Source organism: Marivivens niveibacter (genome assembly GCF_002150005.2).
Classification (GTDB): Bacteria; Pseudomonadota; Alphaproteobacteria; order Rhodobacterales; family Rhodobacteraceae; genus Marivivens; species Marivivens niveibacter.
The window spans coordinates 162,922-174,364 of sequence record NZ_MSPP01000001.1 but is presented as its reverse complement, the minus strand read 5'-3'; the positions used below and the strand labels follow the sequence as shown (position 1 = coordinate 174,364).

The 11,443-nt window shown below is 56.0% G+C and carries 13 protein-coding genes; 1 reads left to right on the top strand and 12 read right to left on the bottom strand.

The genetic code is table 11. The annotated features are described in order from the left end of the window. Positions 1 to 48 precede the first annotated feature (48 nt). The 8 genes from dtd to BVC71_RS00850 form a co-directional block, all read right to left on the bottom strand. The gene (dtd, locus tag BVC71_RS00885) at positions 49 to 486 is read right to left on the bottom strand and encodes a D-aminoacyl-tRNA deacylase (protein ID WP_086449757.1); all 438 of its coding nucleotides are present in this window, start codon (positions 484 to 486) and stop codon (positions 49 to 51) included. Beyond that, positions 483 to 1,400 (bottom strand): carbohydrate kinase family protein, encoded by a 918-nt coding sequence (locus tag BVC71_RS00880; protein WP_086449756.1) that lies wholly within the window; start codon positions 1,398 to 1,400, stop codon positions 483 to 485. The genes dtd and BVC71_RS00880 overlap by 4 nt, the downstream gene beginning before the upstream one ends. Positions 1,401 to 1,469: 69 nt before the next feature. Beyond that, complete coding sequence (locus BVC71_RS00875) at positions 1,470 to 2,561, bottom strand: TFIIB-type zinc ribbon-containing protein (protein ID WP_086449755.1); 1,092 nt, start codon at positions 2,559 to 2,561, stop codon at positions 1,470 to 1,472. Between the two features lie 56 nt (positions 2,562 to 2,617). Further along, positions 2,618 to 3,745: an SPFH domain-containing protein gene (locus BVC71_RS00870; RefSeq protein ID WP_086449754.1), complete on the bottom strand. Its 1,128-nt coding sequence runs from the start codon at positions 3,743 to 3,745 to the stop codon at positions 2,618 to 2,620. Between the two features lie 19 nt (positions 3,746 to 3,764). Then, entirely contained in the window at positions 3,765 to 4,721 is a 957-nt protein-coding gene (locus tag BVC71_RS00865; protein ID WP_086449753.1) for a DUF2927 domain-containing protein, read from the bottom strand. Beyond that, positions 4,722 to 5,912, bottom strand: a complete 1,191-nt coding sequence (locus BVC71_RS00860; protein WP_086450621.1) for a toxic anion resistance protein — start codon at positions 5,910 to 5,912, stop codon at positions 4,722 to 4,724. A gap of 11 nt (positions 5,913 to 5,923) precedes the next feature. Next, positions 5,924 to 6,811, bottom strand: coding sequence for a 5-bromo-4-chloroindolyl phosphate hydrolysis family protein (locus BVC71_RS00855; RefSeq protein ID WP_086449752.1), 888 nt, complete (start codon positions 6,809 to 6,811; stop codon positions 5,924 to 5,926). Positions 6,812 to 7,093: 282 nt separating this feature from the next. Then, positions 7,094 to 7,903, bottom strand: coding sequence for a pseudouridine synthase (locus BVC71_RS00850; protein ID WP_086449751.1), 810 nt, complete (start codon positions 7,901 to 7,903; stop codon positions 7,094 to 7,096). An 86-nt stretch (positions 7,904 to 7,989) separates the two neighbouring features. Between BVC71_RS00850 and BVC71_RS00845 the strand changes: the two genes are divergently transcribed. After that, positions 7,990 to 8,439: a nucleoside deaminase gene (locus BVC71_RS00845; protein ID WP_086449750.1), complete on the top strand. Its 450-nt coding sequence runs from the start codon at positions 7,990 to 7,992 to the stop codon at positions 8,437 to 8,439. Here the strand turns inward: BVC71_RS00845 and BVC71_RS00840 are convergent. The 4 genes from BVC71_RS00840 to BVC71_RS00825 are packed head-to-tail and all read right to left on the bottom strand — an operon-like array spanning position 8,436 to position 11,339. After that, positions 8,436 to 9,047, bottom strand: coding sequence for a hypothetical protein (locus BVC71_RS00840; RefSeq protein ID WP_086449749.1), 612 nt, complete (start codon positions 9,045 to 9,047; stop codon positions 8,436 to 8,438). The genes BVC71_RS00845 and BVC71_RS00840 overlap by 4 nt on opposite strands. Then, positions 9,044 to 9,766, bottom strand: a complete 723-nt coding sequence (locus BVC71_RS00835) for a lysophospholipid acyltransferase family protein (RefSeq protein WP_086449748.1) — start codon at positions 9,764 to 9,766, stop codon at positions 9,044 to 9,046. The genes BVC71_RS00840 and BVC71_RS00835 overlap by 4 nt, the downstream gene beginning before the upstream one ends. Then, positions 9,763 to 10,668, bottom strand: coding sequence for a cell division protein FtsX (locus BVC71_RS00830; RefSeq protein WP_086449747.1), 906 nt, complete (start codon positions 10,666 to 10,668; stop codon positions 9,763 to 9,765). The genes BVC71_RS00835 and BVC71_RS00830 overlap by 4 nt, the downstream gene beginning before the upstream one ends. After that, the gene (locus tag BVC71_RS00825; RefSeq protein ID WP_086449746.1) at positions 10,665 to 11,339 is read right to left on the bottom strand and encodes a cell division ATP-binding protein FtsE; all 675 of its coding nucleotides are present in this window, start codon (positions 11,337 to 11,339) and stop codon (positions 10,665 to 10,667) included. The genes BVC71_RS00830 and BVC71_RS00825 overlap by 4 nt, the downstream gene beginning before the upstream one ends. Positions 11,340 to 11,443: the final 104 nt, after the last annotated feature.

Genomic DNA, 11,443 nt, shown 5'->3' with positions numbered 1-11,443 from the left:
TGTTAGCAGGCCGTTTTCGCGTTTGGCAAGAATTTTTTGCGCGGCGCGTTACACGTCCATCCAAATGGTCACGGGGCCATCGTTGATCAGAGACACTTTCATGTCGGCGCCGAATTTACCGCAAGCCATTGGAATATTTAGGTTTTGAACCTCTGATTTGAACAGTTCATACAGGCGTTCGCCTTCGTCCGGACGGGCCGCAGAAGAAAACCCAGGGCGGTTCCCGCGGGACGTATCAGCGGCCAAAGTGAACTGGCTGACAACCAAAGCGCTACCGCCAATGTCCATCAGAGACTTGTTCATACGACCGTCTTCGTCGGCAAAGATTCGGACTTTGGACAGTTTGGCGGCCAGTTTCGCCGCCTTGTCATCGGTGTCGCCGTCCATAGCGCAGACCAGAACCAGCATGCCCTGCCCGATCTGTCCGATAACCTCGCCATCCACACGAACGGCGGCTTCGGAAACGCGTTGGATTAACGCTCTCATAGCTCTTTAGCCCAAGGCGGATTTGCGCCTGCGCGGCTAACGGTCACTGCCGCCGAACGGGTGCCCAGTGACAGAGCGCTGGCGATCTGCGCCTCAGACAGGTTGGCAACGGCGTCTTTGGTCAGCAGGCCCGCGTCTTGTAGCAATGCCAGAACGCCCGCGTTGAACGTATCGCCTGCGCCGACGGTATCGACAACTTCGACCCGCGTTGCGTCGACGAACACATGCTGATCTGCGGTGATGCCGTGCGCGCCTTTTGCGCCTTCGGTAATGCAGACCAATTTCGCGCCCATGGCGATGATTTTACGTGCGGCGGTGACGATGTCTCCTTCGCCAACCAGCCAAGCCAGATCTTCGTCCGACAGTTTGACGATGTCCGCAGCGGCCATCATGCGGTCAATGCGTGCACGATAGGCGGTTTCATCTTTGATGAACGACGGGCGGATGTTCGGGTCGATCATCGTGACGCGGGTCGCGGATTCGCGCATCATCAGCGCCTCATACGTGGAACCGCATGGCTCAACTGGCAAAGAGATCCCACCAAAGAACATCGCATCAGCGTCAACGGTAGCAGGCAGATCATCCGGCGACAGCATGCGGCCAGCGGTGCCTTCGTCGTAGAAAGCATAGGTCGCGTGGCCATCAACCAGTTTCACGAACGCGACGGTGGACGGACGGTCCGACAGGTTCACCAGCGAGGTATCAACGTGGCTTTCTTTTAGGCTGTTCATCAGAACTTCGCCCATCATGTCGTTCGCAATGCCCGAAAAGAACCCGACATTCGCGCCCAAACGACCCAAGGCGATTGCTGTGTTGAACACCGCACCACCTGCGTAGGGGGCGTAACATGCCTCGCCTTCGGTAGAGGTACGCGGAAGCATGTCGATTAGGGCTTCACCACAGCACAGGATCATTTCGGGCCTCAATTGTTAGCGATAACGTTGCGCAGTTGGGTGCCGCGAAAATGCCGTTTAGTCAACCCATCACTGGCTTTGCGCAGCAACATATCCGATCGCAGCGGCCACAATCAGCCCCAAAACAACCGCAAAGGCGATTTTCCATGCCGAATACGGGCGTTCGCCCTGCACTTTGCCCGTTTGGCCGTTCACAACAAAACGGTAGGTTTTGCCGCGATATTTATAGGCGGCCAACCACACAGGCAGCAGAACGTGTTTGAACGTCACATCGCTGACCTTTGTATCGACGTTATGCACCCGCTGCGTGTCGCCGCCGATGTCAAACCGCACGTCGCGAAGGATCATGCGGTCCATGTATTCGCGCGCCTCGTCAAAACCGGCGTCCAGCTGCACCTGATACCCTTCGGCGCGGAAACCGGCCAGAAAATCAGGGCTATAGGGTTTCAACTCAGACAGGTTCCACGGCTGCAAATTATCGGTGTATTTTTTCGGCAGCGAATTGGACGCCAGCACCAGAACATCGTCAAAGAACCGTGCAACGCGGCCCGATTTCCGCCGCCAACGCGTTTTGCGAACCCGCTGCGTTTCACGTTTGCCGTTCCGCGTGACCGTCCGCGTTTCGTAATAATAATCGCCGCGTTCGCCGACATAGGCGGATTTGGTATCCGCGTCATAGGTCCAATACGGTACGTAAATACCGTTCATTTTGCGACCCTTGCGCGCGTATTCCTGCAACCCATTGGGCGCAAACCACAAACGCCCTAGCCAAGCGTTCATTGAATCCTTGGCTGATTTTTCATCGATACTAAAGGGCAGTAAACCTTTGGGTTTGATGTGACGATGGGTGCCTGTGTCGGTCACAATGGGGGTCGCGCAAAACGGGCATTCGTCGGCGTGGGTGACACCGTCGAATTCGACCTCTGCCCCGCAATTGTCACAGCGCGTGACGCGGGTCGTTTCCATATCCGCCTGCGGCAGTTCGTTTTTCACAGCCGCTAGGAAATCCAATTCGCGGATCGCTTCGACCGCTGCGGGGGTGTCGTGGTGCAGGGCTTCGGTGTGACCGCAGAAATCACAGATCAGCTGATCCGCACCTGGGTCAAAGCGCATATCGGCGCCACATTGTTCACATGGAAAACGGTGTTCTTCTACGGTCATGGAAATTCGGTCGGTCTGAAAATGGGTGGGGCGACCGTGGCCGCCCCGATTGTTGATTACATGGCTGGTGGCGGCGGAGGCGGCGGCGCCACGGTGAACAGCTGCGCCAATTCGGTGTCAGCTGCGGCTTTCCATCCGTCCTGACCTTGGGTCCAGACCAGAGTTTCGCGCGACAGTTCGCCAGCAGCGGCCATGCGGCCCATAGCGGCCTTGGAAAACGGGCCTTTGGTCGCGCCGTTTTCTGCGATGTGCCAAACGTGTTCAACAGGCGGAGGCGGAGGCGCAACAGGGGCCGCAGCAGGCGCATATTGCGGCTGTTGTTGCGGCACAGCGCCCCAAGGGCCGGTCATCATATTGCCCATGGCCATGCCCATGCCTGCGCCCATGCCAGTCGCCATGGCTTGGCCCGCGCCGGATGCAGGATTGCCCATCGCCTCGGCTGCGCGCCATTTCATGTGGTCGTCCAGATTGCCCGCGATGCCGCGGCTGGTGCGCGCATCCAATGCCTTTTCGACCGCTTCGGGTAGGCTGATGTTTTCGATGTAGAATTCAGGGATTTCCAAACCATAGGCCGCGATGGTCGGCGCAATGGCTTTGTTCACCAATGTTGCCACGTCGCCCGTGTTCGCGGCCATATCCAGAACAGGGATACCGCTGGCCGCGATCGCGCGGCTGAATTCCTGAACGATGATATTGCGGATCTGGAAACTGATTTCATCCATTGTGAATTCGCCGTCCGTGCCGACGACTTCGGTCATGAACAACGCAGGATCAGACACTTTGATTGTGTATGTGCCAAACGCGCGAACACGGGTTGGGCCGAATTCAGGGTCGCGGATCATGATCGGATTTTTCGTGCCCCATTTCAGGTTCGAAAAACGGGTTGTGTTGACGTAGTAGATTTCCGATTTGAACGGCGATTTGAAACCGTGGTCCCAATGCTGAAGCGACGTCATGATCGGCATATTGTTGGTTTCCAACATGTACAGACCCGGCGCGAATACGTCGGCCAACTGACCTTCATGCACGAATACAGCGGCTTGGCCTTCGCGAACGGTCAGTTTCGCACCGTATTTGATTTCATGGCCTTCGCGTTCAAAACGCCAGACCATCGTGTCACGGGTATCGTCCGTCCAGTGAATGACGTCGATAAACTGACCCGACAGAAAATCCAGAATGCCCATAACTATGGCTCCTTCGTTATTAACTCGATCCGCCTAGCAATTCGTTTGCGATTTGGCGGACAATTGGCGTCGCCTGATCAGCAGTCATGCCAACTGATAGGCGATCATCATACAAAATTTTCAACAACAGTTCGTCATGCGTTGTCAGATAGGCGTATTCTTCGTCGTCGTTGAAAATCGAAGGACGCGCCCTTGGGCTGTCATTGGCCAGCCCCATGCCTTGGGCCAGCTCTTCGTGAACGCAGGACTGGCGCATCAGATCGGGATGTTCGGCGCGAATTATCGCCACCGCGCGACGGTAGCGCACACCGTCAGGGCCAAATGTTCCGATCACCAAACACAGCTGATCGCGCGGCAGGTTCACGGCATAATCGATCGACGTTTCTTCGACACCCGGCATAATCGACCGCAGCAGCGGCGCAGAAGCGCGTAGATCATCGTGGTTCAGGATAAGAACGTGGAAATTGGCGTCGTCATGGGAATAGGTGATAGGCACGCCAGTTAGCCGCGACAGGCGACTGCCATAGGCGCGGATGTAATTCCTATCCGTCACGCGGCGATCGGCACCTACCGAAGCGCCAAATTTGACTGACATGCGCACAGGTTGTTCCCAACGGCGCAGTGACGATTCCGTTTGCTGCGCACGCAGGCGACCCGACTGTGCGCTGTATTCATCAAAAAGCGCGATCTGCACAAAATTTCGTACCAAATCGTCAGCATCGAACGGTGCCTCTATCCCACCGCCGTTGGTACGCATCAGGCCCTGTACCAGCAAATCTTGCTGAAGCCGCGCATAACGCTGTTCCAACATACGGCTATAATCAGACACCTCTGCCGGCTTTGGTTCGGGTAGTACTAACTCATTTGGACGAGCCTCGGGCGCGGGCACGTCATCGGGGGCGGGCGGAAATAGGTCGCAAGCGGTCAAAGACACCGCAGCCAAACCCAGCAAAACCGACCGCCACCCAATTGTCATTTATTCGCCTGTTGCAGTGCCTACGTTATATCCCGCAGCATCGCCGCGTGCTTTGGCACTTGCAAGTGTTGCCTTGAGTTCGGCTTCCATGTTTTGCAGTTCTTTTTCGGCTTCGGCGCGTTTGCGTTTGCCTTCGTCCGCGATGGCTAGGCTTTCGTTGATCGTCGCGATCAGCGTTTCATTCGCCTGTTTCACTGCGTTGATATCAAACACGCCGCGTTCCATTTCGGTACGGATCGCTTTGTTCGCTTGGCGCAGGTTGTCTGCGTTTGCGGTTAGCAGTTCGTTGGTCAGGTCGTTTGCTTCGCGTACGGCTTTGGCTGCTTCGGCGGAACGCTGGATGGTGACGGCCTGCGCCAACTGGGTTTCCCAAAGAGGAACGGTGTTCACCATGGTCGAGTTGATTTTGGTCACCAGCGACTTGTCGTTTTCCTGAACCAGACGGATCGAAGGCAGCGACTGCATCGTCACCTGACGGGTCAGTTTCAGATCGTGGACGCGGCGTTCCAGATCGTCACGGGCCGCACGCAGATCGCGCAGTTCTTGCGCTTTCATGACGCCCTCTTCCTCTGGCGCGGCGGCGACTTCGGCCTCTTTCGCTGGAATGGTGGTCTCGTCCAGCTCTTTCAGCTTTGCTTCGCCAGCGGCGATGTACAGCGCCAGTTCGTCATAGAACGTCAGCGTTTTATCATACAGCACATCCAGGCTTTCGATGTCTTTCAGCAGGACGTGTTCGTGACGCAGCAGGTCTTCGGTGATTTTGTCGATCTGGCCCTGAACTGTTTCAAAACGCGCGGCGAATTTCGCCATTGGCGCAGCGCGGCCCAGCAGTTTTTCCCAGAACGTCCGTTCGCGGCGCACGTCCAGTTCGGACACCGAAAACCCACGGATGGTGGTCACGATGTCACGCAATGAATCGCCAGCAGGACCGACATCTTTGTTGCGGACGCCGGTCAGCATCGATTGCGAAATATCCTGAAGCTCTGCCTGCGCGGCGGACCCGAAACGCACGATCGAATTCGTGTCGGACATATCCAGTTCGCCCATGCGTTTGGCGATTTCTGCGCCCGTTGGTTCGTCTGCGGTTTCCAGCGGGACGATGTCAGTGCCCGGTTCCGGCAGCACTACAGCGGTTACTTTTTCAACTTCGGCCAAAGTCGCTTCGGCTTTGGTACGTACGTCTTGGGACATGGTGTTCTCCATCACTCGGGCTTTACGCCCTCTCGTTTCAGTCGGTCGCGCAGGACTTTGATTTCAATATCCATGTCCGTGCGATCATCATTCAGCATCTTGTTGGTTTTGGCGGCGAAATTGCTCTCGAGATCCGTCAGCAATTGTTCAAAGCTGGACCGCGCATCTTCGTCTTTGGCCCGTTTATAAAGGTCCGCGAATTTGACGGCGGCATCGCGGGCACCCATTAGGTACACGCCCAAATATTTGCGCGCGCCCGTTAGATCGCGGGGGTCCTCTTCTACGGTGCGGATCATGTGGCGGGCAGCGGATTGGAACGACGCGACGCGGATATCCAGTTTGCGATCATTCAGCGATGCGATGTGATCAGACATTGCAGACAGATAGGTTTCCGCCTCGTCCACAACGCGGGCAACGCGGTCTTGCTGAAAATCATCAATCCCTTCGAGCCGTTTATTCTGTAGCGGATCAATCCCAAACGCGGCGATATGCAAACCGCCCGCCGCGATGCCGTAAATAACCGCACCAATGATACCCGCATCTTTGGACAGCGCGGCACCAGCAATTCCGACGCTAGCCAAAATAGCCGCCAAAATTTTACGCGGCAGCGCAGGCCGGCGCGCAATCGATCGCGCGTTATAGGCCGCCTCGGCGCGCAATCCTTCGCGTAATAGCCATGCCCCCAGCCCCAAAATGGCGGCACAAATCAGGCCCGTGATCATCGTGGTCGGCTCTTGTCGAATTGACGTGAACGCCAGAACAACCGGCGGGACAAACATCACATTGGATTTACCACCAGCAGGATCAACGCGGCGGTCGTCCGAAACCATGACATTGGAGGTTGCACCGCTATCTGCGTTGCCGTCGGGGCTGTATTTTCCGCCAAACCGTTTAGCCATCACAGCCCCCCAATTGTGCCAGTGACGACACCAAACATCAGGACCATCAACAGCGCAAAAGCAATATTGCGAAAGGCTTTGGGCATTCAAAATTCCATTTTCATTCCGTGTGACCATAGGCGCGCGGCACAACAGCCGCATGACAATGCGCCAAGGTCGATCTTTTTGAACTGGAATCCGTATGCGCGGATTTGTCAGGCCAAGCCCGTTTCAAATCCAACAATGTCCCCAATCCATGCCAACACCATGACGTTGGCACAGATTTCACGCAAGGGGATAGATTTAGCTGTTTTTCCCCGTCGCCGAAGGTTTACGGCGGCGCGCAGGTTTCGGTTTGGGTTTGGTCAGCGGTTTCATTTCCGCATCCCATCCCATCTGATCACGCAGCACGCGGCGCTTGACCTCTTCGACTTCGCCAGCCTTTAGGTTGCCCAACTGGAATGGACCATAGGACAGGCGCAGCAAACGGTTCACGGTCGCGCCCACATGTTCCATCGCGCGGCGGATTTCGCGATTTTTACCTTCGCGCAAGGCGATGGTGAACCACGCATTCGCGCCCTGCTGGCGGTCAAAAATCACTTCCATCGGTGCATATTTCACACCATCAACGGTGACGCCTTTGCGCAGAGCCTCGATATCGATTTTTTCGCCGTTACCTTTGACGCGCACACGATAGCGGCGCAGCCAACCCGTTGATGGCAATTCCAAATTCCGTTTCAATTCGCCGTCGTTGGTCAACAACAACAAACCTTCGGAATTCAAATCCAAACGGCCCACGCTCATGACGCGCGGCATATCTTCGGGCAATTGATCGAAAACGGTCTCGCGGCCTTTTTCGTCGCGGGTTGTGGTCACTAGACCCACAGGTTTGTGATACAGCCACAAACGCGCAGGTTCAGGTTCAGACACCCATTTCCCATCCACCTGAATGCGATCCTTTAGGGTCACATTCAGCGCAGGGCTATCAATCACCTTGCCGTTCACTTTGACACGGCCTTCGGTGATCATGCGTTCCGCTTCGCGGCGCGATGCGACGCCAGCGCGGGATAGGACTTTGGCGATGCGATCGCCCGTTGGGGTATCTTTGGTCATATACCCCTTTAATCGCAGCACGGCGCTTTGCGCAATCGGTAGCGGTTAAGGGTTGCGCGAAAAGACGCCCCATCGCACAAGACGATATGAAATTCCGCAGCTACATGTCCGAAGCCATGAAAGAGGCCCACGCCGCAGCCGAACGGGGCGAAGTACCCGTGGGCGCCGTGATCGTGTCCCCGTCTGGCGACATCATAGCCCGCGCGGGAAACAGGACGCGCGAATTATCCGATCCCACCGCTCATGCCGAAGTTTTAGCGATACGCGATGCGTGCGCCCAAATCGGGTCGGAACGGCTGGTTGGTCATGACCTATATGTGACGCTGGAACCCTGCCCCATGTGTGCATCTGTCATTTCATTTGCGCGTATCAGCCGCCTGTATTATGGCGCGTCCGATCCGAAATCGGGCGGCGTCGAAGTGGGACCGCGTATCTATTCCCACAAACAATGCCATCACACGCCCGAGGTCTATGACGGCATCGACGCCAAAGCCGCCGAAGACCTGTTGCGCGATTTTTTCGCTGCAAAACGCTAGTTCGTTTTTTGATACGTGACGTAGGTTTCTGCGGGTTTTCCCCGCGCCATCAAAGCCGACCATAAAAACGGATCAGTATCTTCGGCATCAAATTGGACGACGCGCGCGCCGATGCGGTCGGCTTGGGTCAGACACCAATCAATCGCCTCATTGATTTCGGCGCGATTGCCTGCGATCCATCCTGCCTCGGCAACGCCCCCTCGCATACCGCGCAACGATGCAAAGCCTCCGCCGATAAATGCGGCGGTGCCGTCTTCGATGGATTGCCCAAAGGTATGGCGCAGGTTGGTGGGTTTTTCAGGCAGGTTATCAGACTTGCAATCGCGGTAATAATCCCAATGGGCGTTCAGCCATTGATCCATTTGCGATGCCGCAACAACCCGCGCATTTGGGCAATCAACTGCGCGTGCCGCTAAATTAAAAACGCCAGATCGGGACATTTCAGACCATTCTGACAGGTCATAATCGTGATCGAATGGCAGCGTGGCGATCACGCGGTCGTACCCTTCGGGCAATTCGACCGCGTTCAGGTCATCATGTTGAGTCAGGCGATCCACATCCAGATAGGCCGCATAGGGATGCAGCGGGTTCTGGACCAACCGGATCATTTCCCCAGAGCCTCTGCCGCCAATTTATCAGAGGCGGTTTCGATTGTGGCCTCAAGTCGCTGCATGAATTCGTCTGTGGCCAAGCCTGGTTTGATGCGCGGCAAAAATTCGACCACGGCGGTTCCGCTATAGCGGATCAATCCGTGGCTAGGCCACGTTACACCCACATTCACTGCCACAGGCACGCAGTCCTGATTCAATTCACGATACAATACCGCCGACCCGATCTTATACGGGCGTTTTTCACCGACAGGCACACGGGTGCCTTGGGGGAAAATGATCAACTGACCTGGATCAGACCGACCCGCTGCTACATCGGCAACCATCTTTTTGATGGCGACGCCGCGCTTGCCACGATCCACAGGGATACAACCGATCCGCAGACCATATTGACCAACGATGGGCGTGTATAGGATTTCCTTTTTCATGATGAACTTACCACGCGGCATCGCGCCGTAGATCATGATGATATCCAGAAAAGACTGGTGTTTGCCCGCAACCAAAACCTCGTCCGTTGGGGGGGTACCGCGGACTTCGCATTTTAGGCCGATGATCCAGCGCGCGCAACATAACACAAAATAACACCACGCATGACACGCAGCGTGACCACCACGTTTATCGACCAGCATCCAAGGTAAGAACCCAATCGCGAAGATCACCATGCCAACATAGATAACGACATGGAAAATCATCGACCGCAGAAATTGAATGACAATCATGAATTGGCCCTAAGTGTACGCAGCGCCGCCGCGCGGGTTGCAAAAAAGGCCACGATAGCAGCCAGAGGCGGGATCACCAGTGGCGCGATCCAGCCCGCGCCTTGAAATCCCAGACCCGTTAAAAATCCGCCTGCGACTTCGGTCTTTGGCAGCAACAGTACGGCCAGCATACCCGCCGCAGTGCCTGCCGCCGATCCAGTCAAAGATCGCAAGGTAAACCGCCGCACAAAGGCCCCCGCGATATATAAATCGCGCGCACCAACCAAACGCATAACGCGGATTACTTGGGCATTTGCTGCCAAAGCAGCTTGGGCCGCTAGGGTAATCATCGCGCCCGTTGCCGCAGCGATCAACAAAATTGCAACCGTTGCGAGCAACCTAAGACGGTTCGCCGCCGCAATTAGCGGTTCGCGCCAACGTGTGTGATCGTCCAAAATCGCACCTGGCACTTCGGCCTGTAGACGGGCTCGTAGGCCTGCGGGGTCATATCCATCGCCTTCTTCGATAATTTCGATCAGTCGCGGGATCGGTAGCGTTTCAACCGGCAGATCAGGCCCGAACCACGGTTCCAGCAATGCCTGTTGTTCTTCGGTTGTCAGCGGCTTTGCCGACGCAACACCGGGGGTCGTTTCCAAAACGCGGACGGCTGCGGCCTCTTGAGCGGCCAATTGGTCTGCAGGCGCGGAAATGCGCAGCGTTGACGTGCGCGCCAATTCTGCCGACCAACGATCCGCCAACCGGCCTGTTGCCAAAGACAAAGCCAGCGCAAAGACTGCCAAAAACGCCATCGCGCCCGCCGTAAAGACCGTTAGGTTTGCCGTATATCCCGTCGGCGGCACGGCCCGATCAGCCAGCGGATCGCCAGCCAGCATCGACATATATCGCCCTAGGTTGACCTTCATAGCTCTGCCCCCGCGACATGTAGACGGCGGTTCGCAAGGCGCAAGACGCGCGTCGATACCTGCGATTTTGATGCGCGGATCAAATTCAGATCATGCGTCGCAATCAGCACGGTTTTACCCATCTTGTTCAGCTCGACCAACAACTGCAGCAAACGCTGAGACATCTCCCAATCAATGTTCCCCGTCGGTTCGTCCGCGATGATCACGTCAGGCGAAATGATGACGGCACGGGCCAAAGCCGCACGTTGGCGTTCACCCCCCGATAGTTGCGGTGGCAATTGTGATGCCTGATGCGTCAGACCGACCCAACGCAGCAAATCTTCTAGATAATCGCCCGCCTCTTGGGCACGGCCAGAAACTGTCAGTGGCAATGCGATATTTTCGGCCACCGACAGATGATCCAAAAATTGGCAATCCTGATGGACAACACCAATTTTACGGCGCGACATCGCAACATCGTCGCGTTCCATTTCACGCGTATTTTTACCGAACAGGCGGACATAGCCCGCCGTCGAAACCAATTCGCCGTAACACAATTTCAGCAAAGTCGTTTTACCAGCCCCTGACGGCCCCGTCAGAAACTGAAATGACCCCGGCGCAAGCGTGAGCGAAACGTCCGAAAACAGTTCCCCGCCACCATAGGAATACGCAACCCGATCCAGTTCGATCACTGAAAAATCCTTTCATGCACCATGCCGTTTGTGTTCTGCCTAAAACACAGTCAGAATTCAATCACCTCAGAAGAGAGAGGCATTGTTTCGCTTTTCCAAATAAT